Source organism: Leucobacter sp. NPDC015123 (genome assembly GCF_043080205.1).
In the GTDB taxonomy this organism is placed as follows: Bacteria; Actinomycetota; Actinomycetes; order Actinomycetales; family Microbacteriaceae; genus Leucobacter; species Leucobacter aridicollis_A.
Genome location: NZ_JBIBVH010000009.1, coordinates 14,816 through 35,002, shown reverse-complemented (window position 1 = coordinate 35,002; position 20,187 = coordinate 14,816). Strand labels below are relative to the sequence as shown.

The 20,187-nt window shown below is 68.1% G+C and carries 19 protein-coding genes; 13 read left to right on the top strand and 6 right to left on the bottom strand.

Features of this window, described 5'->3' with window-relative positions:
- Positions 1–49 precede the first annotated feature (49 nt).
- Positions 50–1,273: a DUF222 domain-containing protein gene (locus tag ACF07D_RS14425; protein WP_391505368.1), complete on the bottom strand. Its 1,224-nt coding sequence runs from the start codon at positions 1,271–1,273 to the stop codon at positions 50–52.
- A 358-nt stretch (positions 1,274–1,631) separates the two neighbouring features.
- Here ACF07D_RS14425 and ACF07D_RS14420 point away from each other — a divergent pair, with 358 nt between their 5' ends.
- The 6 genes from ACF07D_RS14420 to ACF07D_RS14395 all read left to right on the top strand — a co-directional run bounded on the left by ACF07D_RS14420 (position 1,632) and on the right by ACF07D_RS14395 (position 8,631).
- The gene (locus ACF07D_RS14420; protein ID WP_391505367.1) at positions 1,632–2,315 is read left to right on the top strand and encodes a hypothetical protein; all 684 of its coding nucleotides are present in this window, start codon (positions 1,632–1,634) and stop codon (positions 2,313–2,315) included.
- 206 nt (positions 2,316–2,521) lie between these two features.
- Positions 2,522–3,511: an NUDIX domain-containing protein gene (locus tag ACF07D_RS14415; RefSeq protein WP_255809626.1), complete on the top strand. Its 990-nt coding sequence runs from the start codon at positions 2,522–2,524 to the stop codon at positions 3,509–3,511.
- Positions 3,508–4,845, top strand: coding sequence for a quinolinate synthase NadA (nadA, locus tag ACF07D_RS14410; protein ID WP_391505366.1), 1,338 nt, complete (start codon positions 3,508–3,510; stop codon positions 4,843–4,845). Before ACF07D_RS14415 ends, nadA begins: the two co-directional genes overlap by 4 nt.
- Entirely contained in the window at positions 4,842–6,512 is a 1,671-nt protein-coding gene (locus ACF07D_RS14405; RefSeq protein WP_391505365.1) for an L-aspartate oxidase, read from the top strand. Before nadA ends, ACF07D_RS14405 begins: the two co-directional genes overlap by 4 nt.
- An 83-nt stretch (positions 6,513–6,595) precedes the next feature.
- On the top strand, positions 6,596–7,444 hold the full coding sequence (gene nadC, locus ACF07D_RS14400; RefSeq protein ID WP_255809628.1) for a carboxylating nicotinate-nucleotide diphosphorylase: 849 nt from the start codon (positions 6,596–6,598) through the stop codon (positions 7,442–7,444).
- On the top strand, positions 7,441–8,631 hold the full coding sequence (locus ACF07D_RS14395) for a cysteine desulfurase family protein (RefSeq protein WP_391505364.1): 1,191 nt from the start codon (positions 7,441–7,443) through the stop codon (positions 8,629–8,631). The genes nadC and ACF07D_RS14395 overlap by 4 nt, the downstream gene beginning before the upstream one ends.
- Here ACF07D_RS14395 and ACF07D_RS14390 read toward each other — a convergent pair.
- Entirely contained in the window at positions 8,543–9,568 is a 1,026-nt protein-coding gene (locus tag ACF07D_RS14390; RefSeq protein WP_391505363.1) for an EamA family transporter, read from the bottom strand. The two genes, ACF07D_RS14395 and ACF07D_RS14390, sit on opposite strands and share 89 nt — an antisense overlap.
- A gap of 79 nt (positions 9,569–9,647) precedes the next feature.
- Between ACF07D_RS14390 and ACF07D_RS14385 the strand changes: the two genes are divergently transcribed.
- Complete coding sequence (locus tag ACF07D_RS14385) at positions 9,648–10,532, top strand: LysR family transcriptional regulator (RefSeq protein WP_391505362.1); 885 nt, start codon at positions 9,648–9,650, stop codon at positions 10,530–10,532.
- Positions 10,533–10,544: 12 nt separating this feature from the next.
- Here ACF07D_RS14385 and ACF07D_RS14380 read toward each other — a convergent pair whose 3' ends face one another.
- Together ACF07D_RS14380 and ACF07D_RS14375 are read right to left on the bottom strand one after the other, a co-directional pair.
- On the bottom strand, positions 10,545–12,176 hold the full coding sequence (locus ACF07D_RS14380) for an ABC-F family ATP-binding cassette domain-containing protein (RefSeq protein WP_391505361.1): 1,632 nt from the start codon (positions 12,174–12,176) through the stop codon (positions 10,545–10,547).
- A 282-nt stretch (positions 12,177–12,458) separates the two neighbouring features.
- Complete coding sequence (locus ACF07D_RS14375) at positions 12,459–13,112, bottom strand: TetR/AcrR family transcriptional regulator (protein ID WP_391505360.1); 654 nt, start codon at positions 13,110–13,112, stop codon at positions 12,459–12,461.
- Positions 13,113–13,198: 86 nt separating this feature from the next.
- Here ACF07D_RS14375 and ACF07D_RS14370 point away from each other — a divergent pair, with 86 nt between their 5' ends.
- Positions 13,199–13,984, top strand: coding sequence for an SDR family oxidoreductase (locus tag ACF07D_RS14370; protein ID WP_119279467.1), 786 nt, complete (start codon positions 13,199–13,201; stop codon positions 13,982–13,984).
- A gap of 56 nt (positions 13,985–14,040) precedes the next feature.
- Here the strand turns inward: ACF07D_RS14370 and ACF07D_RS14365 are convergent, their stop codons facing one another.
- Entirely contained in the window at positions 14,041–15,789 is a 1,749-nt protein-coding gene (locus tag ACF07D_RS14365) for an FAD-binding protein (protein WP_391505359.1), read from the bottom strand.
- Positions 15,790–15,866: 77 nt separating this feature from the next.
- On the opposite strand from ACF07D_RS14365, the gene ACF07D_RS14360 reads away from it, so the two are divergent.
- Positions 15,867–16,823, top strand: coding sequence for a LysR family transcriptional regulator (locus tag ACF07D_RS14360; RefSeq protein WP_391505358.1), 957 nt, complete (start codon positions 15,867–15,869; stop codon positions 16,821–16,823).
- A gap of 9 nt (positions 16,824–16,832) precedes the next feature.
- Positions 16,833–17,537: an SOS response-associated peptidase family protein gene (locus ACF07D_RS14355; RefSeq protein WP_391505357.1), complete on the top strand. Its 705-nt coding sequence runs from the start codon at positions 16,833–16,835 to the stop codon at positions 17,535–17,537.
- On the opposite strand, the gene ACF07D_RS14350 is transcribed toward ACF07D_RS14355, so the two are convergent.
- Complete coding sequence (locus ACF07D_RS14350) at positions 17,534–18,769, bottom strand: aminotransferase class I/II-fold pyridoxal phosphate-dependent enzyme (protein ID WP_391505356.1); 1,236 nt, start codon at positions 18,767–18,769, stop codon at positions 17,534–17,536. The genes ACF07D_RS14355 and ACF07D_RS14350 overlap by 4 nt on opposite strands.
- Positions 18,770–18,852: 83 nt before the next feature.
- On the opposite strand from ACF07D_RS14350, the gene ACF07D_RS14345 reads away from it, so the two are divergent.
- The 3 genes from ACF07D_RS14345 (at position 18,853) to ACF07D_RS14335 (ending at position 20,078) form a co-directional block, all read left to right on the top strand.
- Positions 18,853–19,281, top strand: a complete 429-nt coding sequence (locus ACF07D_RS14345; RefSeq protein ID WP_391505355.1) for a fluoride efflux transporter FluC — start codon at positions 18,853–18,855, stop codon at positions 19,279–19,281.
- Positions 19,278–19,718 (top strand): fluoride efflux transporter FluC, encoded by a 441-nt coding sequence (locus ACF07D_RS14340; RefSeq protein ID WP_391505354.1) that lies wholly within the window; start codon positions 19,278–19,280, stop codon positions 19,716–19,718. The genes ACF07D_RS14345 and ACF07D_RS14340 overlap by 4 nt, the downstream gene beginning before the upstream one ends.
- A gap of 120 nt (positions 19,719–19,838) precedes the next feature.
- Positions 19,839–20,078 carry a winged helix-turn-helix transcriptional regulator gene (locus ACF07D_RS14335; protein ID WP_391505438.1) on the top strand — a complete coding sequence of 80 codons (240 nt, stop codon included), beginning with the start codon at positions 19,839–19,841 and terminating at the stop codon, positions 20,076–20,078.
- Positions 20,079–20,187: the final 109 nt, after the last annotated feature.

Below are 20,187 nucleotides of genomic sequence, written 5' to 3'. Positions count from 1 at the left end.
GATGGCCGATACGTCTTGACGCTCATGACGGTGCCGCCAACCGTGACGTTCACGAGGTCCCAGCTATCGCCGGCTGCGGCGGCCCGTTCCGCTGTCTCGCGCGCAACCTTTCCGCCGATCGGGCCATACCCAACAAGCTCCGCGACGCCTCCAACATTGGCGTTGTCGAAAGCGGGGTCGCCCGTTGATTCAGTATCCGTGAGCGGTACGTCGTGCAGCCGATGCGCAGGCACAACGACCTGAATGCGGCCAGATATGCCCGGCCGATCGGGGCCGACCCTTCGGCCGCAACCGGAACCTCGCCTGTCAGCAGGAGATCTGTGAAGAGGTCAGCCTCAATCTGCGAGCGAGTGCGGCCCCCGCCCTGCTCATGAGTGGAGAGTGCTGAGCGAGGGGTGCCCGCTCCACCCCTTCCACTGCCAGTGCCGTCGGCCCCCAGCGAACTCGCGGCTGCGGGTGACTCCGTCTTCGCAATGTGCTTGGCAATCTGAGCGACCCTGTCACGAATCGCGTATGCTGCCGTCGCTGGGAGGTACGCGGCGTACTCCGCCATGCCGTCCGGGAGATCGCGCACCTGTACGCATCGCCGTCTCGTGGCTGACTCATGCTGTTCGTCAAGTGGAAGATCTGCAAGCTCCAGCGCAATCCGGTGGGCAATTGGCCGAAGCCTGTTGGGCGTCTCGACGCGGGCGTGGGGAATCACCTCAGCTTCATACTGTGCGCGCCGCGTCGACGCCTGCTCCGGTGGAAGAGATTGAAAGACAAGCCCCTCGTCGACGGTGACGTGCACGACCTGCAGCGAAACGCGGCCTGCAGCGAGTTCGGCCAGGGTTGCTTTGTAGACGTCGACCGTGTGATGAGCTGTATGGATGAGCTTTTCGGCCGCGTACTCGCTGAGGTGGAGGCGTGCCGCGACCTCGAGTCTCAGCGAGCGCAGTTCGAGCTCTGGATTCCGAGAGCGGCTACTCTCGCCGACAGTCGCGTGCCCGAAAGTGCGCCGCATCAGGCCACCAAGCGCGCGCACCTGAGCTGCTTCAGCCGCTCGTGCAGCCGATGCTGCGTCGGCCATGTCGGCGAGGTCTGTTGCGTCAGCCCGGTCGTCGGCGTCGAGTCCATTGGCGGTCACGGGTGCATCTGAGCCCGGCACAGTAGGGCTAGGCGGTGATGCGGCCGTGGAATCGGGGACCGCTGCGGGGGAAGTCGTTGGGGTGCCTGGGGCGCCTGGGTGGCCTGGGTCGTCTGGTGGCTGCTCGCGTTCGGAAGTATTCAACATGGGATGAGTCAAGCACCGGTGCACACCCCGGCCGTTGCTTTCCACAGGATGAGGTCAGTTTGCCGCTACCAGCGGAGGACGTCGCCCTTGTGGACCGAGCAAGCAATGCTTCGCGCTCCGCAAGTCGCCAGTGCTATGAGCGGCACTTAGCACCCTGGCGTCCCCCGGTGGCGCCCGAGCGTCGTCCGGAGCATCCCAGCGGCACCCAGCGGCACCCATCGGTACTTGGCACCCTGACGGCACTCAGCGGCGAATGGGGCATCACTTGTCACTCTGGAGTTGAGCGCCTACGCTGAAAGAGCAACCAGAGACTGAGCGCTAGGTCGCGGACCGGCGCCGTCCTACGTAGGGAGCCGGAATGACAGCGTTGCCGCCAAATGGTCAAGTTGGGCAGCCCGTAAACGGCGGACAGTCGCCCCAGGTCGCACGGCAAGTCCTGCCACACCCGAACCTACACCCGAACCGACACCCGAGCCAGTACCCGAACCAGCGACCGCGCTCGAGCGTCGCCGCGGTTGTCGCCGTAGTGCTCGGGGCGATCCTCACGCTCGGGGGTTTGCCGTTTGGCCTCGCAGTCGGCGCTCTCGCGACGGTACCAAAGGTATTCGAAATGATTGAGGAGGTCACCGAGATGACCCCGAGTGGCACGGTGACAGCTAGCAGAGCAGATGACGCGTTCTATCTCCTTGCGCCAGAAGATGCTCCGAATGCTTCGTTGCCTATCGAATGCACTGCAACGACTGAGTCCGGGAGGAGTCTTCCTGTTCAAGCGGTCCGCCCCTACTCGTTCAGCTCCGAGTATCGAGGCGGCGACTTTAACTCCTTTGCGATCGTGCGGGCGGAGAGCCCTGGAGAGATCCTGATCGAGTGCCCAAGCGATGTCGTTGGCGTCGTCGCCGCACCCGCCTTCAACGCCGCGAGCTTCTTTGCCCCGCTCTTCTGGTGGTCAATTGGCGGTGTCGTCGCGACGGTCATGGGTGTTGCGCTTGTAGTGGTCGGAATCGTATTGCTCGTCCGGCGGCCGCGCGCCGTGCAAGGTTAGCGAAGGAGCGAAGGGCAGCGTCCGTCGCCCCGTCGGCGACCTGGACCTACGTGCTCGTCGACAACCCGCTTGGTACGCGGGCAGACCGCGCGACTCGTGGGTTGAAGCGCCTCACTCGCCGATAGGGCAGGTTTGACAGCTCTCGGAATAGGCGTATGCTGACTTATGGTCAGAATGACTTTAAGTCTGAATTGAGCGGAGCGAGGATGCACTACCAGCGCGCTAGCGTCGCCGAGCGTCGCTATCTGCCGCCAGCGGTTGCAGTGTCAGTCGTCGCATTCGCCCTGCGACCGCCCGCGGACGCCGAGCATGTCGGCGAGGCCGCCGCGGCTCCCACAATTTGGCTTCCTCTCGTGCGAAGGACTCGCGCGCCTTTTCTCGGTGAATGGGCGCTACCAGGCGGGCCAACCGAGTGGGATGAGACACTCTCCGATACCGCGCTCCGCACCCTGCGGGCCGCTGCCCGAAGGAATCCGCGTCACCTCGAACAGCTTTACTCATTTGGCGGTATAGAGCGATCGGCGGACGCCCAGCGGCTCGTCACCATCGCCTACTGGGCGCAGTACGGCGAGCTCGAGCTCGAGCTCGACGCCGAGCCAAACGCTGACGCCGACCCAAACGCTGGTGTCGAGCTGCCGCGCGAGGGGCGCGCTCGCGTGGATTCCGATCCTGATCCCGTGCCTCGGCCCCGCCGCTGGGACGACCCGCTCCCGCCCCTGTCATCACGCGACGGAGGCGACGCGGGGGCGGCTGAAACCGCGGAGGCACTCGAACAGACCGCGGGGGAGAACGTCGCCTGGTTCTCAATCGACCGACTTCCGCAGCTCGCGTTCGATCACGCCGAGATCATTGACCATGCCGTCGACAGGCTTCGCGCCAAAACCGAGTACGCGGCGGTCGCGCACAGGTTCCTTGGTGGGTCATTCACGCTCGGGCAGCTCCGTGCGGTTACTGAAGCAGTGCTCGGCCAGGCCATCGACCCAGCGAACTTCAGGAGGCAAGCGCTCGCCCGCGGCGGGCTCGTCGACACGGGCGAGCTTGACTCTGGCGGTGCGCACCGGCCAGCCCGGCTCTACAGGTTCAGCGAGTCTGACCAGACCCCGGACGTCACACGCCGGAGAACGCCAACCGCTCCGCCAACCGCATTAGCCCCCAGACCCGACACGACCAAAGAAGACGCGAGGAGCAACTCATGAGCAGCGTGCACGAACTTATCCGCGGCGCGGCAGCCCGCGAGGCGGCTGTATCCGAGCGACCCGGCCGGCCAACGACGGCCCCACATCGCAAGCCGATAGCGCTCCGCGCGACAGGCTCGGTATCTTCGTGCGATACCGACCTCGCAGACGATCCGTGGTCGATCGACACGAAGCCCGGCTACGGCCCCGGTGCCTCTGTCGGTGACGTGATCCCGGGGACGGCGCCGCGCCAGGGCCCGCTGCCCGAGCGATACACGAACGCGAGCGACGCTGAGCTTGACCAGTGGATCACGGCGGCGAAGGCGGAGCTTGGTGACCGCGTTCGGATCCTCGGCCACTTTTACCAACGCGACGAAATCGTGAAGTACGCAGACTTCGTCGGCGACTCGTTCATGCTTGCGCAGGCCGCGAAACAACACCCTGAGGCCGAATCGTTTGTGTTCTGCGGTGTGCACTTTATGGCCGAGACAGCCGACATCCTGTCTGGCCCTGAGCAGTCTGTCGTCTTGCCGAACCTTGCCGCCGGATGTTCGATGGCAGACATGGCGACGATCGAGCAGGTCGAAGCGTGCTGGAGCGAGCTGACAGCCGCGCTCGGTCCAGCCGCCGAGGGTGAGCTGCAGCCAGTGATTCCCGTCACCTACATGAACTCGTCTGCAGCGATCAAGGCGTTCTGCGGGCGCAACGGCGGCATCGTGTGCACGTCGTCGAACGCCCGCACCGTGCTCGAGTGGGCGTTCGAACGCGGCCAACGCGTTGTGTTCTTCCCCGACCAGCACCTCGGACGCAACACGGCGAAGGCAATGGGGGTCCCTGAGGAGCTCATGCCGCTCTGGCGCCCGCACCTTGCACTTGGCGGAAACACGGCTGAGCAGCTCAGAGATTCGAAGGTCATCCTGTGGAACGGCTTCTGCTCGGTGCACAAGCGTTTCACCGTCGCGCAGATCGAGCAGGCACGCGCAGAGTACCCCGGCGCGCGGGTTATCGTGCACCCAGAGTGCCCGGCGCCGGTCGTCGAGGCAGCTGACGGGGCAGGATCGACGGAGTACATTCGCAAGGAGGTCGAGGCAGCAGCGCCGGGCGCAGTTCTCGCCATCGGCACCGAGATCAACCTCGTGAACCGGCTTCAGCAGCAGCGCCCTGACCTCACGATCTTCTGCCTCGACCCGGTCGTGTGCCCGTGCTCGACAATGTATCGAATCCACCCCGCCTACCTTGCCTGGACACTTGAGTCGCTCCTCGCTGGGCAGGTGCCGAACCAGATCAGCGTCACGGATGACGTGGCGCACGACTCGCGGATCGCGCTCGAGCGGATGCTTGCGGCGAAGCCGTGATTCTCGTCATCGGAGCAGGTGTTGCTGGGCTCTCGTCCGCGCTTGCGGCGGTAGCGCGGGGTGCAGAGGTGATGCTCGTGACGCCGGGACGCTTGCGGGATGGCGGCAACACTGCGCTCGCGCAGGGAGGAATCGCCGCGGCTGTCGGGCCGGGCGACACGACTGACGCGCACCTCGCCGACACTGTCGGCGCGGGGGCAGGCCTCGTCAACGCCACGGCCGCGCGCGTGCTGACTGTCGAAGGCGCCAGGATTGTGCGCGAGTTGCTCGCCGCGGGGCTGGCGGTCGACCGCGCCAGCGATGGCTCGGTGCTACTCGGGCTTGAGGGGGCTCACAGTGTGCCCCGCATACTTCACTCGGGTGGCGACCGCACGGGGGCGGCGCTGCATGCCTTCCTGGCAGAGCGTGCGCTTGTTGCAGTCGCCGAAGGAAGGCTGCAACTCCGCGAAGAAACCAGACTGAGCGCCCTCATCGTCGATGCCGGGGAGGTGACGGGTGCGCAGCTCCGAACTGCCGGCCCATCCGGCGACGCCAGCGCGAAGACCGCGCAGCCCGCTGCCGCTGTCGTGCTGGCGACGGGCGGCTATGCCGCAATGTATCCGCGCACGACGAACCACGCCGGGGCGCGGGGCGAAGGGATCCTCATCGCCGCGCGAGCCGGCGCGCTTGTCTCTGACCTCGAGTTCGTGCAGTTTCACCCAACCGCGCTTGAGAGCGGTGAGCTCATCTCGGAAGCGGTCCGTGGCGCCGGCGCCGTGCTGCGAGACTCCGCGGGGCGGCGGTTCATGGAGGGGCGTCACCCGCTTGCCGAGCTCGCGTCGCGCGACGTCGTGTCTCGCGAGATTCACCGCGTGCTCCGTGAGGGGACTCGTGGGCCAGGGGGCGGCGGAGCGTCGTTGGACACAGTCTTTCTCGATGCGGCCCCCATCGAACGGGAGCACGGCCGTGGGGCCCTCGAGAGACTGTTCCCCGGTATCTCTGCTGCAGTTAGGGCCCAGGGCTTCGACTGGACACGCGATCCAATCCCGGTGACGCCCGCTGCTCACTACTCCATGGGTGGCGTCGCCAGTGACGTGCTCGGGCGAAGCAGCCTTCCGGGCTTGTTCGTTGCCGGAGAAGTCGCATCAACCGGCGTGCACGGTGCCAACCGGCTCGCCTCGAACTCCCTGCTGGAAGGGCTCGTTTTTGGCGAGCGTGCGGGCGCAGAGGCCACGCGCTACGCAGCCTCTGGCAAGCAAGGCTGGGACGTCGCTGCGGCTGCGCTTGGGGTAGAGATGGACACCGACCCAGGTCAGAGCGTGGCTCGCCTCGCCCAAGGTGGGGAAGGGTGCGCCACAGCGGGCACCGGCGCGGCAGGTGTGGCCAGGGCGACAGCCGAAGCCGCCACCGCAGGTGGAGCCACCGTGGTCGCGGAAGCGATCGCGGGATCTCTCGGGATCGAGCGCGACGCCGACGGGCTGTTGCGAGCTTCCAGCGTCTTCGCCAGGCAAGCTGCCCTCGGCTCAGACCTGGCGGAGTTCGCTGGCCTCGTGTGCGTTGCGGCGCTCGCGCGCACTGAATCTCGCGGGGCTCACCAGCGATCCGACCACCCAGATACTCACGACCGCTTTGCCCAACGACGCGGGCTCGTACTGACGCCTTCGAGGGAGCCAGTCGCTGTCGGCTAGCGTGACGTCGCACCGAAGCCCCCGATTTCACCCCACATTCACCTGAGCGCAACGCTCACGCCACAACCCCGAGGAGCTGCCACGTGCTTACCCCGCAAATCGTTTCTGATGTCGTTGGGCGCGCCCTCGCTGAAGACGCCCCGTGGGGCGACCTGACTGTCGCGCTCGCGATTCCTGAGGATGCGAGAATCACGACGGTACTCGTTGCGCGCGAGTCGGGAGTGTTCGCGGGCGGGCCGCTGATCCTTGAGACCTTCAGGCAGGTCGACGACCGGATCGGCGTGACCGATCTCGCGCCGGAGGGAACCGCTTTCATCGCGGGCGATGTGCTCGCGCGCATCGCTGGTCCGGCACGCGGGGTGCTCACTGGTGAGCGGGTGGCACTGAATTTTAGCCAGCGCTTGAGCGGCATCGCGACGCTCACGTCGACGTTCGTCGCTCTCGTCGCGCACACGGGTGCGCGGATCGCTGACACCCGGAAGACGACTCCGGGCCTCCGGGCCCTCGAGAAGCACGCGGTGGCCGCCGGCGGGGGATCGAACCACCGCTTCGGTCTCTCTGACGCGATCATGGTGAAAGACAACCATCTGGCGGCCCTCGGGGCGGTCGACGCGGCGACGACGACGGCCGCGCTCGCGACGCTGCGGGCCAGAGCTGGGCACACGACGTCGATCGTTGTGGAGGTCGACAGGCTCGACCAGATCGAAGCGGTGCTCGCCGCAAACCCGACGGGGGTGCTGCTCGACAATTTCTCCCTCGAAGACCTTCGCGCGGGGGTGGCTCTCATCGGTGACCGGGCGCTCGCAGAGGCGAGCGGCGGCGTGAATCTTGACACGGTGGCTGGCATTGCGGAGACCGGCGTCGATGTGATCTCGGTCGGATTGCTCACACACGGGGCGCGGGCGCTCGACCTCGGGCTTGACGCCGAATGAACGCTGGCGGAACAGGCGGCGGCGCCTACCCTGGCGGTTATCTCGACGCAGCGGCGACTGCTCCGTTGCGGCCGGAAGCACTCGACGCAATGCTGCGGGTGTTCGCAGGAGGACAAGCGAACGCATCGAGCGTGCACTCGCCCGGGTTCCGCGCGCGCGAGGAGATTGAGGCGGCACGCGCGCGCATTGCCGCGGCACTTGGCGCCCGGCCCGCTGACGTGATCTTCACGTCGGGCGGGACGGAAGCGAACTCGCTCGCGATTGTGGGGCTCGCCCTCGCCACCCCCCGCGGTCGGCACCTCGTCACCACCGCTATCGAACACTCATCAGTGCTTGAATCGTGCCGGTACCTTGAGCGGGTGTTTGGCTTCGAACTCACGGTGCTGCCCGTCGATGGTGAGGGCCGAGTGAGCCCCGCCGATCTCCGCGGAGCCCTTCGATCCGACACGACGCTGGTTTCGATTGGCCTCGCGAACGGCGAAGTCGGCACTGTGCAGGACGTGCCGGCGCTCGCGACTCTCGCGCGTGAGGTCGGGGCGATCGTGCACACTGACGCGGTGCAGGCTGCGGCATCGCTCCCCGTTTCGGTGAGCGAGGGGGACGCGTGGCCTGGCGGCGCCGTCGACGCGCTGAGTGTCGCCTCCCACAAGTTTGGCGGCCCCCAGGGCGTCGGCGCACTCGTCGCTCGAAGCGGGCTCAGGGTCGAACCAATCATCCACGGCGGCGGGCAGGAGCGCGGGGCTCGATCCGGCACCGAGAACGTCGCCGGAATCGCGGGGTTCGCCGCGGCGGTCGGCGCGGCCACCGCGCAGATCGGGGCGTCGGCGCTCGCGCTCATGGAGAGCCGGGACGCGCTCACCGACAGGATCCTCGCTGAGGTGCCCGGCGCCCGGCTCACCGGGCATCCGACGGAGCGGCTGCCCGGCCACGCCTCGTTCACCGTGCAGGGGGTGAGCGGGGAATCGATGCTCGTCGCCCTCGATGCTGCAGGGCTCGCGGTGTCCTCAGGCTCGGCCTGTGCTGCTGGCAAGTCCGAGCCCTCTCCGGTGCTGCTCGCGCTGGGTGTCTCCGACGAGCTTGCGCAGACCGCCGTTCGGTTCAGCCTTGCAGGCCCGCTTCCTGGCGAGACGCTCGATCGGATCGTTCGCGTGCTGCGGTCCGAGGTGCTGCGGGGCGTCGCGGGCTGATGCCGCCGCAGGGGCTGGCTGTCGTGCGCAGCTGACCGCGCGTCGGAGGCGCGAGCTGCCCCGCGAGCATCGCGGCGAGGGCGACGCCGAAGCCGACGAGCTGCACGGGTGCGAGCGACTCGCCGGCGACGAGAACGCCTAGTGCGGCGGCGACGAGTGGCGACAGTAGCCCGAGCAGAGCGGTCGAGGTCACGGGCAGCTGCCTGATTCCCGAGAACCAGATTGTGTAGCTCGCCAGCGCCCCGAACACAGCAAGCCAGGCGTACCCCCACGTCGCCGCCGCGTCGACCACGGGCGGGACGCCGTCGATGATGAGCGCGGGCCCGGCGATCACTAGGCCGGCCGCGGTGAGCTGCCAGCCGGCGAGCGCCATCGCCGAGACGCCCTCGGGCCTGCCCCAGCGCTTCGTAAGGACGACACCCGTGCCCATCGACAAGGTGCCGGCAAGCCCCGCGAGGATGCCGACGGGGGAGAACCCGGCACCAGGACCGAGAACGACGAGGCCGACGCCGACGACGCCGACGATGCCCCAGCCAAGACGCCGGCCGGAGAGCCGCTCACCGAGGATTACTACCGCGAGAAATGCGACGATGATCGGCTGGCCTGCGCCGAGCGTCGCGGCGACGCCGCCTGGGAGGTGCTGCGCCGAGATGAAGAGCAGCGGGAAGAAGGCAGCCATGTTTAAAGTGCCGAGCACAAGGCTCTTCCACCACCAGGATCCCCGCGGGAGCGTCCGGGTGATGAGAAGCGCGATGAGACCCGCGGGGAGTGACCGCATGAGCGCGGCGAAGAGCGGGTGGCCGTCGGGAAGCAGGTGCGTCGTCACGAGGTAGGTCGTGCCCCAGATCGCCGGGGCGAGAGCAGTGAGCGCGATGAGCGAAGTGCGGGGCCGAGAGGCGGCGGCCAGCGGAGCTGTTGATACTGATGGGCTGTTCACGCTTCCATCGTCCTCGCGCCCGGTCAATCATTCCAACGCATAATTGCGATTGCATTCATGAAATGAGATCATTAATCGTATGGAGCTGCAACAGATGCGATACGTGGTCGCGGTCGCTGAGGAGCGGAACTTCACCCGCGCGGCGGAACGCTGTCGGGTCGTCCAATCGGCCCTGAGCCACCAGGTGAAGGCGCTCGAGCGCGAACTCGGGGTGCGGCTGTTCGCGCGCACGAGCCGCCGGGTGGAACTCACCGCCGCCGGCGAGGCCTTTCTGTCGCATGCCCGCGCGAGCCTTGAATCGGCTGAGCGCGCCATCGCAGACGCCGCCTCGGCAGCCGGCGAGGTGCGCGGCACCCTGACGATCGGGCTGATCCCGACGGTGACCGCGCTCGACGCGCCCGCAGCGCTTGCTGAGTTTCACCGCTCGCACCCCGCCGTGCAGATCGCGCTGCGTGGCGGCGGGAGCAACGAGTTCATCGCGGCGATTGCTGCGGGCAGGATGGACATCGCCGTGCTCGGGCTTCCAGACGACTCGCCCCCGAAAGGAGTCGCCCACCGCGAGCTTGTCCGCGAGCGCTTCGTCGCCGTCGTGGGAGAGCAGCACCCGCTCGCTGGCAGGGGTCGGGTGAGTCTCGCCGACATTGCCGAAGAGACCTTCGTCGACTTCCCGGTGAGTACCCCGGGGCGCGCGCAGTCCGATCTCGCGTTCGAAGCGGCAGGGGTGCGCCGTGAGGTGGCCTTCGAGGTGATGGACATGGGCATTATCGTGGAGCTTATTCGGCACGGCCTCGTCGTCGCTCTCCTTGCACCCGCCCTCGTTGCCGACATGGCAGGCATCGCCACAGTCGAACTCACCGACGGGCCAGGAAGAGTCGAGTACCTCGCCTGGAGTGAGTTCAACCCGTCGCCCGCCGCGCTCGCGTTCCTGCGAACGGTCGAGCGCGGCGGCCTCGCACGCAGTTAGGCCCGCGCCGAGCTACTCAGGCAGCTCGGGGAGCTGCGTCATACGCCCCTCCTCGTCGAGTGCGAGCACCGTATCGATGCCGATGCGCCGAAGGAACCCGAAGTCGTGGCTTACCACGAGCAGGGCGCCCCTGTAGGCGTCGAGCGCCTCGGCGAGTTGGGCGACGCTCGCAATGTCGAGGTTGTTTGTCGGCTCGTCGAGCACGAGCAGCTGCGCAGGCGGGTCGGCGAGCAGCAGGGTCGCGAGCGAGACGCGGAACCGTTCGCCGCCCGACAGGGTGCGCACGGGCCGGTCGACAGCGTCGCCGCGGAGCAAAAGCCGGGCGAGCTGGTTGCGAATCGCTCCCTGCTCGGTGCCGGGCGCGACGCGCTGCACGTTCTGGATCGCGCTCTCATTGTCCACGAGGCCGTCGAGCCGCTGCGGCAGATAGCCGACGGTGTCGGTCACGAGCTGCGCCGCAGGGCGATCAGGATCACCCTCTCGCTGCCCGAGCAACTGGGCTATGAGTGTCGATTTGCCGCTGCCGTTCGCACCGACGAGGGCGACACGCTCGGGCCCCTGCACGACGACAGTGCGGCCGCCGTCCGCAAATTCGGCTATCCGCCGGCCTCGCGGAACCCCCGGGTCCGGGAGGGTGAGGTGGATGTGCTCGTCTTCTCGAACCCGCGCGTCTGCCGCGTCGAGCGCAGACTGTGCGGCGCGAACTTTGTCGTCGAGCGTGCCGCGCATAGCCCCGGCGGACTCCTGGGCGCTACTTGCCCGCCTTCCCTGGAGAATCTTCGGTATGCCCCCGTCCTTCTGAGCCTTCTTCGCTGTGCGCTCGCGACGCGCGAGCTTTGTCTCCGCCTCAACCCGCTGACGCTTCTCGGCCTTCAGCGTCTGCTGCGCGGACCGTGCCGCCTGCTGTGCAGCCGCCTGCTCCTGCTCGAGATGCGCCTGCCACTCGCTGTAGGGTCCGCCAAATGTCGTGAGTGTCCCCGCGTGGAGCTCAGTCGTGTGTTCCATGCGCTCGAGGAGCTCGAGGTCATGGCTCACGACGACGAGCGTGCCCGGCCATTCGTCGACGAGTTCGGCGAGCCGGGAGCGCGTCGGCCGGTCGAGGTTGTTCGTCGGCTCGTCGAGCAGGGTGATCGCCGTGCGGCGGATCCTGAGCCCCGTGATCGCGATGAGCATGGCCTCCCCGCCAGAGACCTCGGAGACGCGGCGATCCAGATCGCTCGCCGCGAAACCGATGCGGCCGAGCGCCTCGTCCGCGCGCGACTCGATATCCCAGTCGTCGCCGATCGTGTCGAAGTGCGCCTCGGCCACGTCGCCTGACTCGACGGCTCGGATTGCGGCGAGGATGTCGTGAACGCCGAGCAGGTCCGCGATCGTCGCGTCGCCTGCGAGCGTGAGCGTTTGCGCGAGGTATCCGACGTCGCCGGCGGTGTCGATGTGGCCCGACGTTGGGGCGAGCTCGCCCGCGATGAGTCGGAGCAGCGTCGACTTGCCGGCGCCGTTTCTGCCGACGAGCCCGGTGCGGCCGGGTAGGAACGAGCCGCTCACGCGATCGAGTGCGACGGAGCCGTCGGGCCACTCCAGCGTGACATCGCGGAGTGTGATTGCAGACTTCTGGGCCTGTGCGTTGGGTGCTGAATGCAACATGGTGAGGGGTCCCCTCTTTCCTCGGCGGACCGTGGGGTCGCCGGAATCGTGTTCGAACTGCGTGCCCGAAACGGGCGAGCGAACCGAGCGTCCTGGCGTTCAACAGATACCCAAAACAGTGGGGAGCGCCGAGCGGGCGTGGAGGTTCGCAGCGAATCGCTACGGGGCGGTCAACGCGCGGGGCAGTGCCCAATCGTGCGGACGGCGGCGGTAGCGCGGAGGCTAGATGCCATCCACCTCAATCATCTCCATGCGGGACAGAATAGCACGCCGGGCGTGGCGCTATGCGGCGAGGCCCCGGGAGAGGCGGGCAAAGACCTGTTGCGCGATCGCCGCGGGGACGCCTTCCGCGCCGTCAGGATCGGCGTCGCCGGCCGCCCAGTGCTCGAGCCCGAGCCTGATCGCGTCTGACGCGACCGTCGCGAGGATTCTGACGTTGAGCGGGTCGATGCCGGGGCCGCATAACTCGCTCAGGATCGGGCGGAGGCGCGCCTCAGAATCGGCATTCACCCGATGCCAGGCGGCGCGGAGGAGCGGCGTCTCGGCGATGCTGCGGAGCACGCCGCGGGTGACGCGAAGCTCCTCGCGGTCGGCCGCTGTTTGGGGGAGGAGGACCTCGTCGATGAGGCGCGGAAACAGCGTGAGCGGGTCGCGCTCGGGAGCGTCGGCGAGCAGCCGCACCCAGTTGTCAGCTCCCGACGTCAGGAGTGGGGTGATCGCATCTTCCTTCGCCGAGAAGTGCCTGTAGAACGTGCGAAGCGAGATGCCCGCGGCTTGGGCGATCGCCTCCGCCGTGACGTGCTGCGGGCCGTGCTCGGCAAAGAGCCCGGCGGCAGCCCGGGCGATCTCCAGTCTCGTTTCCTCACGGCGGCGTTCAGCGAGGGTCTGAGGTTGGGTCTCGCTGGTGGCGGGCGTGAGTGCGTCCGGGAGGTGCATGAGGTCAGTCTACGGCATGATGTGCCATAGTGGCATGACGTGCCATGCGTCGGTCGACGGTGGCTGACCGAATGAGAGGAACCCCCATGAATCGCTACGAGAATCGCCGCGCGCTCGTGACCGGCGGCGGATCAGGCATCGGCCAAGCGACCGTGCTGCGCATGCTCGCGGAGGGCGGCCGGGTCGTCGCCGCAGATATGAGTGAGGCGGGTCTCGCTGACACGGCTCAGAAGGCAGGTGCCAGCGCGGACAGGCTCTCAACGGTGGTGCTGAACGTCGCCGAGGAGGAGTCGGTGCGGGCCGGCGTTGCGGCCGCCATCGAGTGGCTGGGTGGACTCGACGTGCTTGTGAACGCCGCCGGCATCCTCCGGTCCTCTCACACGCACGAGACGAGCGTCGCGGAGTTCGAACAGGTGCTTCGCGTGAACCTCGTCGGCGCGTTCACGGTGATACGCGAGGCAATCCCGGCGCTCACGCAGGGCACTGACGCCGCGGTCGTGAACTTTAGCTCAACCTCGGCGGACTTCGCCCACCCGTACATGGCGGCGTACGCGGCGTCGAAGGGTGGCGTGCAGTCGATGACCCACGCGCTCGCGTCGGAATACGCGAAAGACGGCATTCGGTTCACTTCGGTGCAGCCCGGCTCGATCTCGTCCGGCATGACCGACGGTTCCGGTGCGAGCGGTCAGAACCGCGGGCCGGGACTGCCCGAGGACGCGGACATGTCGCTGTTCATGAAGCTGAGCCCGGTCCTCGGAACTGGATACGCGGGCCCCGAATCGGTCGCGAGTGTTGTTGCAATGCTCGCGAGCTCGGACGGCAAGTTCATCACGGGGACGGAAGTGCGGATCGACGGCGGCACCCACTTCTAGGAGTACCGGCGTGCCGGAGTCGCTCGGGTCGCCCCGAGCGGCTCCGACAGGCCCTGCTACTCGGCGAGCTTGCCCGCTGGCGAGTCGTCGATGCCCTGCTCCGCGAGCGCGCGGAACGAGTCCGGGGCCTCGGCCGCTGGCTCGAACGTGACGCCAGCATCGGGGGTCCACACCATGTTGCCGCGCAGAGCCGCGTTCTGCTCGGGGAAGTCGGAGCGGTTGTGGGCGCCGCGCGTCTCACGGCGCTCGCGCGCGCTCTCGAGTGTCGCGCGGGCGGCGAGCATGGAGCCGTACATGTCGAACGCGTGCGCGAGATCGTCGAAGCCCGCGATGTCGGGGTGCGCCGTAAGGTTCGCGACTCGCTCCCCGAGTGCGTCGAGCTTCTCGAGGCCGGCGGTGAGGCCCTCCTCGCTGCGCACAACGCCAGCGTGCTCGGTCATGAGGTTGCGCAATTGGCGCTGGAGCAAACGAGGGCTTTCCTCGCCGGCGCCAGTGAGGAGCTGCTGCATCTCCTGGCGGGCCTCGGCGACCGCGGCGGGGTCGCGGGTGATGCTCGTGAGCCCGGAAATGTAGCTCGCCGCGTCACCGCCTGTGAGCCGGCCGTAGACGAGCAGTTCAATGAGCGAGTTGCCGCCGAGGCGGTTGGCCCCGTGTAGCCCGCTCGCGGCCTCGCCAATCGCGTACAGTCCGTCAACGCCCGTCGCGTGCTCCTCGGCGCTCACCCACACTCCGCCCATCGAGTAGTGCGCTGTCGGCGCGATCTCGATGGGGCGCTGCGTGATGTCGAGCATCTGCAGGTCGATGAGGTTGCGGTACACGCGGGGGAGCTTCTCGAGGATCTGCTCGCGGGGCAGGTGCGAGACGTCGAGGAAGACGCCGCCGTTCGTGGTGCCGCGCCCCTCGATGATCTCGGTGTAGCTTGCGAGTGCGACCCTGTCGCGGGTCGAGAGCTCCATCCGCTCCGGGTCGTACTTCTCCATGAAACGCTCCCCGAGTGCGTTGCGCAGGATCCCGCCCTCCCCGCGGGCGGCCTCTGAGACGAGCAGGCCGGCTGCGTCGGCTGGCTCGAGAATGCCTGACGGGTGGAACTGGACGAGCTCGGCGTCGCGAATCTTCGCGCCGGCGAGGGCGGCGAGCCTGAACGAGTCGCCCGTGTTCTCGTCGCGCCGCGAGGATGTGTTGCGCCAGATGCGCGTGTGGCCGCCGGCCGCGAGAATGACGGCGTCGGCGTGGATCACGACGGGGGTGCCATCGACGATGTCGAAGCCATACGCGCCGAAGACGCGACCGTCGCCGACGAGCAGCCGGGTGATGTAGATCGAGTCGATGATCGGTACCTGGAGTTCCTGGGCCCGGCGGAGCAGGGTGCGCTGGATCTCGAGGCCGGTGTAGTCGCCCGCGTAGCAGGTGCGCCGGTAGAGGTGCGCTCCGAAGAAGCGCTGGCTGATCCGCCCGTCGGCCTCGCGCGCGAACGGCATGCCCCAGCGCTCAAGATCCTCGATGCCCTGCGCGGCGTTCTTCGCGACAATCTCGACGATGTGCGGATCGGCGAGGAAGTACGATTCCCGCAGTGTGTCTGCGGCGTGCTGCTCCCAGCTGTCTTCGGGGTCCATTGTGCCGAGCGCGGCGTTGATGCCGCCCGCGGCGAGGGTGGTGTGGGCGTCGTGCTTGCGGCGCTTGCCGACCGCGAGCACCTGCACTCCTCGCTCGGCGAGCTCGATTGAGGCGCGGAGGCCCGCGCCGCCGGTACCGATGACGAGAGCGGAGGTTGAGATGAGTCGTTCGTGTGTGCCTGGTGCAGTCATGAGAGCAACGCTAGATACTGACGCTCGATACATCCAATGAATAGTTATCATCGTGACGATGCGCGTAGGCTATGCTCATGAATCTTGAGCAACTGCGTGGCTTTGCCGAGGTCGCGCGCACGAGCCACTTCACCCGAGCCGCAGAGGGGCTCCACGTGACTCAGCCGTCGCTGTCCCGTCAGATCGCCACGCTCGAGGCCGAGCTCGGCGTCGAACTGTTCCACCGTGCGCGTGGCAACGTCTCGCTCACCGCCGCGGGCGAGCGGCTGCTTCCGATCGCGAAGCGCATGCTCGCCGACGCGGAGACCGCAGCTGCTGCGATGGCCGAACTCGCGGGACTCCAGGGAGGCAGGATCAGGCTCGGAGCGACGCCCACCCTCTGCACGAGCCTCGTCGTCGAGGTTGTGGCGCAGTACAGCGCTCGGTACCCAGGGATCGACATCGAGATCCTCGAGCGCGGCTCTCGCAGCCTCATTTCGGCCCTCGTTGAGGGGCAGCTCGATTTGGCGCTCATCGTGACGAGCGTGTCGTCCGAGTCGGGGAGGGCAGTGCTTGAGCGGGAGCCGCTCCTCTCTGAGCAGCTCGTCGTCGCGGCGAGCGCTGACGCCCCCTGGCCTGCCGCCCTCGCGACGCCAGTAGACCTCGCGGCCCTCGCCGCGGTACCGCAAATCATGTTCCCCAAGAATTATGATCTGCGCGCCGCACTCGACGCAGAGTTTCGCGCCCAGGGCCTCACTCCGACAGTCGCGGTCGAAGGCGTTGAGATGGACGCGGCATTGCGCTTCGCCGAGCGCGGCCTCGGCGTCGTTGTTGTGCCAGCGATGGTTGCGGTAGAGCGGCCGACGCTGCGGGTCGCCCCGCTCGCAGGGCCAGGCATCTCCCGCACCGTCAGCATCGCCCGCAGGTACGACATGACGCCGACCCACGCCGGGGCGGCGATGCACGCGCTCATCCGTGAGACCGCCGACCGCTTCGCAAGCGACGACGCGAGGCTGACGACGCTTGTTCGGCGGGTTGGCCCCGCCCAGGGGTAGCATTGCCGCATGTGCGCCGGATACGGACTTGAGCTGCGCGGACCGACCTCGACCACGGGGGAGCGAGTCGGCGTGCTCGCGTTCGTGCCGGGCCGCGACGACGATCAGCTCGAGCTCGTGCGCCGATGGCTCGACGAGCAGCATGGCGAGGCGAAGATCACCGGCCGGAACGCGCGGAATCTCAACCCGATCATTCGGCACGGGGAGACAGGCCCCGTGGCCGAGCTCGCGTGGTGGTGGCTTCACGTGGGCGGCCAGCCCGCGAAGTTCACCGCGTTCAACTCGCGCTCGGACCGGCTGCTTGCGAGCTGGCGCGAGCCCTTCCAACGCCGGGCGCTCGCGCCCGCGAGCTGGTACGTCGAGAAGGGCGTGCGGTTCGAACTGCCCGGCGGAGAGCCGTTCGGGATCGCCGCGATCACGGCGCCCACCGCCGAGGACGCGCTCACGAGCTATTCGATCGTGACGCGCGAGGCAGTCGCCGATGCCGCTCGGGTGCACAACCGGATGCCCCTCGTGCTTCCTGAGGCGCTTCACGACGAGTGGCTCGACCCGGCCAGGCAGGGCGATGCGTCACTTGTGGACCGGGCAGTCCGGGCCTCAGAGGAGCTCTCCGCAGCGCTCGTCGCGGCCGGGCCGGTCGCGGGCGCGCCGAAGGGTCGCGCGGCGGCCACAGGCGACGGGCGCGAGGACGACCCGCAGCCGAGGCTGTTCTAGCGCGAACCTCCCGCGTGCAATGCACGGAGCGCTTCGAGGCGTTCGATCGCGGTCGCGAGCGTTGCATCGTCTTTCACGAAGGTGAACCGCACCCAGTTGCGAAGCCGGTTGGCCGTTGCCGACCCCGCGCGGCAGAACGCGGCGAGCGGCACGCACGCGACCCCGATCTCAGCGGGGAGCCACCTTGCGAACGCCGCGCCGTCAGGCACATCACGGGTGAGGAACGGGGTCGCGTCGGCGCAGATAAAGTACGTGCCTTGGGGACGGACAGTGCCGAACCCGACCGCGGTGAGGCTGTCGAGCAACACTTGCCTGCGGCGGTCGAGCGTCGCCCGGAGCGCCGCGATGTCGCCGTCTCCTTCGGCCAGCGCCCGGGCGATCGCCGACTGGAACGGGGCGCCGCCCGAGTAGGTGAGGAACTGTTTGATCGCGGTGACCGCTTCGATGAGCTGCGCAGGTCCCGTCGCCCAGCCGATCTTCCAGCCCGTGAGTGAGAAGGTCTTGCCAGACGAGGAAACGGTGATCGTCCGCTCGCGCATGCCCGGCAGCGTGGCGAACGGAACGTGCTCTGCCCCGTCGAACGTCAGGTGCTCGTACACCTCATCGGTGACAACGACCGCGTCTGCCCGCGCCGCCGCCTCGGCGATTGCCGTGAGCTCCGCGCGGGTGAGCACCGCGCCGGTGGGGTTGTGCGGGGTATTTACAAGGATCAGCTTGGTCGCCGGGCCCACCGCCTCATTGAGCGCTGCGCGGTCGAGCGCGAACCCGCCCTCGGTTGGCGCGAGCGGAACGGTGACGTGCGTCGCCCCCGCCATTGCGATCGCCGCGGCGTGCGAGTCGTAGAACGGTTCGAGCGTGACGACTTCGTCGCCGGGGCCAGCGAGCGCAAGGATGGCCGCGGTGAGCGCCTCGGTTGCGCCGACGGTCACGAGCACTTCGGACTCGGGATCGAGCGCGATTCCGTAGTGGCGGAGTTGGTGTGTAGCGATTGACTCACGCAGGGCCAGCGATCCGCGGCCCGGCGGGTACTGGTTCTCGCCAGAGCGGACTGCCTCGACGACGAGCTCCCTGATCCAGTCTGGGCCGTCTTCGTCAGGGAATCCCTGCCCGAGGTTCGCGGCACCGGTCGCGGCCGCGAGGGCGCTCATCTCAGCGAAGATTGTCGGCTTCGTCGTCCCGTCTTCAGCTGTGAGTCCTGCTGCGGCCTCCACTTTTCTCCACCGTGAGTCCATACCCACCACACTATGGGCTGTGAACCGCACGTGGGGTGCGGTGCGTAACAGGCCGTAGTGGTTCGGCGCGTAGGATCGGACGGGTGAGCGATTCCAAGGCCGTCCAGCAGGTGCCACCCGGCAGCGGGTCCCCGGCGTTGCTGCGCGACGCAGGTCTCGTGGGCCTCGGGGGCGCGCTGGGTTCGGTCGCACGCTATCTTGCGGGCCTGGCGCTGCCCATGGACGCGAACGCCGCGACCTTCGCAATCAACGTCGCGGGTTCGCTCGTGCTCGGGCTGATCGTCGTCGGCTTCGCGGGCCGACGGCCCCGGCTTCAGCTCGCGCTCGGCACAGGCTTCTGCGGCGGATTCACCACGTTTAGTGCCCTCGCGGTCGGGGTCGCCGAGTTCGCCGGCGCGGGAAGCGTCGTGTCGGCGCTCGTTCTCGCGCTCGGCACCGTCGCCTGCGCGGGGGCAGCCACACTGGTGGGGGTCTGGATCGGGCGGCGGCTCTCTGCCGGAGGAGCGCTATGATCGCCGCGCTCGTCGTCGCGGTCGGTGGTGGCGTCGGGGCGATCCTGCGGTTCCTGCTCGACGCGTGGGTGACGAGGTGGGCGACCCGCCGGGCGAGTCGAAACAGGAGTGGTTATCCCGCCCAACGGTTTCCGTGGGGAATCACCGTGGTCAACCTCACCGGTTCACTCGCGCTAGGCGTGCTCGTCGGGTGGCTCGGACGTGGCCTTGTGGTCTCTGCCGCAGCGCGGCCAGGGAGCCCGGATACCCTGCTGTGGTTGACGCTTGGAGTCGGACTCCTCGGTGGTTTTACGACGATGAGCACCGCGAGCCTCGACACGGTGAGACTCGCGCAATCCGGCCGAATCGCGGCGGCCGCGGGCAACGCGCTCGGCACGCTTGGCGCCGCCGCGCTGCTCGCGGCCGCGGGGGTCCTGATCGGGCAGGCGATCAGCTAGCGGCCACCGCCCGTGCCCACTCGGCGAGCGGAATCGGCGCGACGCCGATGCGCGCCTCGGCGCCAGTCGCCGGATCGAAGGTGAACTCGGCCTCGGCCCGGAGCGCGCGCCGTCTACCTCCTGGCCGCCGCGGCTGAGGGCGAGTCGCTGCCTGGCATTAGCCCACACACGCTCACGAGCCGGCTGCGGCAGTTCGAGGCGCACGGGCTCGTCACCCGCACCGTGTACGCCGAGGTGCCGCCGCGCGTCGAGTACGAGCTCACGCCGCTGGGTCAGCAGCTGCGCACCGTGCTCGACGCGATGGCGAAGCGGGCGTCTGGGCTTCGTTCTGGCAGCCGTTGGCCAGGACTCACGATTTGACCTACTGAGTGAGGCTCGCTGTGGCGCGAGCGTATTGGGCCGTTGCCTTCGTGTGTGGCCTCTGCAGATTGTCGCCGGTTGTGGATTCTGTGTCCCACGGCAAATGCAG

Excerpts from the sequence above, each read along its gene's own strand:
- ACF07D_RS14425 (WP_391505368.1), bottom strand. The coding sequence starts at position 1,273 with ATGTTGAATACTTCCGAACGCGAGCAGCCACCAGACGACCCAGGCCAC.
- ACF07D_RS14420 (WP_391505367.1), top strand. The coding sequence starts at position 1,632 with ATGACAGCGTTGCCGCCAAATGGTCAAGTTGGGCAGCCCGTAAACGGC.
- ACF07D_RS14415 (WP_255809626.1), top strand. The coding sequence starts at position 2,522 with ATGCACTACCAGCGCGCTAGCGTCGCCGAGCGTCGCTATCTGCCGCCA.
- nadA (WP_391505366.1), top strand. The coding sequence starts at position 3,508 with ATGAGCAGCGTGCACGAACTTATCCGCGGCGCGGCAGCCCGCGAGGCG.
- ACF07D_RS14395 (WP_391505364.1), top strand. The coding sequence starts at position 7,441 with ATGAACGCTGGCGGAACAGGCGGCGGCGCCTACCCTGGCGGTTATCTC.
- ACF07D_RS14385 (WP_391505362.1), top strand. The coding sequence starts at position 9,648 with ATGGAGCTGCAACAGATGCGATACGTGGTCGCGGTCGCTGAGGAGCGG.
- ACF07D_RS14380 (WP_391505361.1), bottom strand. The coding sequence starts at position 12,176 with ATGTTGCATTCAGCACCCAACGCACAGGCCCAGAAGTCTGCAATCACA.
- ACF07D_RS14375 (WP_391505360.1), bottom strand. The coding sequence starts at position 13,112 with ATGCACCTCCCGGACGCACTCACGCCCGCCACCAGCGAGACCCAACCT.
- ACF07D_RS14370 (WP_119279467.1), top strand. The coding sequence starts at position 13,199 with ATGAATCGCTACGAGAATCGCCGCGCGCTCGTGACCGGCGGCGGATCA.
- ACF07D_RS14365 (WP_391505359.1), bottom strand. The coding sequence starts at position 15,789 with ATGACTGCACCAGGCACACACGAACGACTCATCTCAACCTCCGCTCTC.
- ACF07D_RS14360 (WP_391505358.1), top strand. The coding sequence starts at position 15,867 with ATGAATCTTGAGCAACTGCGTGGCTTTGCCGAGGTCGCGCGCACGAGC.
- ACF07D_RS14355 (WP_391505357.1), top strand. The coding sequence starts at position 16,833 with ATGTGCGCCGGATACGGACTTGAGCTGCGCGGACCGACCTCGACCACG.
- ACF07D_RS14350 (WP_391505356.1), bottom strand. The coding sequence starts at position 18,769 with ATGGACTCACGGTGGAGAAAAGTGGAGGCCGCAGCAGGACTCACAGCT.
- ACF07D_RS14340 (WP_391505354.1), top strand. The coding sequence starts at position 19,278 with ATGATCGCCGCGCTCGTCGTCGCGGTCGGTGGTGGCGTCGGGGCGATC.